The organism is Pseudomonas sp. 21615526, from assembly GCF_013386245.1.
GTDB lineage: Bacteria > Pseudomonadota > Gammaproteobacteria > Pseudomonadales > Pseudomonadaceae > Aquipseudomonas.
Genome location: NZ_JACAOM010000169.1, coordinates 1 through 1227, shown reverse-complemented (window position 1 = coordinate 1227; position 1227 = coordinate 1). Strand labels below are relative to the sequence as shown.

General features: G+C 63.4%; 1 pseudogene. It reads right to left on the bottom strand.

The annotated features are described in order from the left end of the window. Positions 1-268: 268 nt before the first annotated feature. Positions 269-1227: pseudogene (gene hutH, locus HX786_RS29965) on the bottom strand (histidine ammonia-lyase); the annotation flags it as partial.

Genomic DNA, 1227 nt, shown 5'->3' with positions numbered 1-1227 from the left:
TCTCGGCGAGAATCTGCTCCACACAGGCGACACTGGCTTCGATCTGGGCCGAGGCGCTGTCATCCAGACTGAGGGTTACCGGCTGCTGGTAGATGGCCCGCAGTTGGGCAAGGCTCAGTTGGCCTGGAATCAGGTTTAGCGCAGTCACATTCATGCTCCTTTTGAGAGTGTTGTTAACTACCAGTCGCTCCGGATGCTTCCGTTATCCGCCGCTGTGCTCTTTTAGAGGATCAGTCGGCTTGGCACGCTGGTTATTGTTGGGAAAAGGTCAGTGCAAATTCGGTAGCGTGCGTTGCAGTAAATCGGCGTCCTTGAGCAACGCGGCGGTGGCTGCGATGTCTGGCGCCAGCCAGCGGTCCTGGTCGTAGGCCGGGACGTGTTCGCGCAGCAAACGCCAGGCGGCATCGGTGCCGGCGCCGAAGCGTTGCTCCTGGAGGAACTCGAACGCCTGGGCCGCCAGCAAGTACTCGATGGCGAGGATCTGGGTGACGTTTTCCAGCACCGAATACAGCTTGAGCGCGGCGTTGGTGCCCATGCNNCGGTTGCGCCAACTGGCGGTTTTGCCCGCACAGCGAGGCGGCGACGTACTGCACGATCATCATCCCGGAGTTGACCCCGGGGTTGCTCACCAGGAACGCCGGCAAACCACTGACGTGCGGGTTGATCAGACGGTCCAGGCGACGCTCGGCGATGGAGCCGATTTCGGCCATGGCGATGGCCAGCATGTCTGCCGCCAGGGCCACGGACTGCCCGTGGGGATTGGCCTGGGACACCACGCGGTAGTTGTCTGGCGTGCCGAGCACCAGCGGGTTATCGGTGGCGCCGTTGAGTTCGGTTTCGATCTGCCGGGTGGCGTGTTCCAGTTGGTCGCGGGCCGCGCCGTGCACCTGGGGAATCGAACGGATGCTCAGGGCGTCCTGGGTACGAATGCCTTTGCTGCTGGCGATCACTTCGCTGCCGTCCAGCAACGCGCGCAGGTTGATGCCCACTTGCTGCATGCCCGGGTGCGGCTTGAGCGCGATGATTTCTTCGTCGAAGGCGTCGATCTGGCCGCGCTGGCCTTCGAAGCTCATGGCACCGATCACATCGGCCCATTGCAGCAGGCGGTGCGCATCGGCCAGGGCCAGGCTGCTGAGGCCGGTCATGCACGGCGTGCCGTTGACCAGGCACAGCCCGTCCTTGGCACCGAGCACTACGGGCTGCAAACCTTCTTCAGCCAGCGCCTGG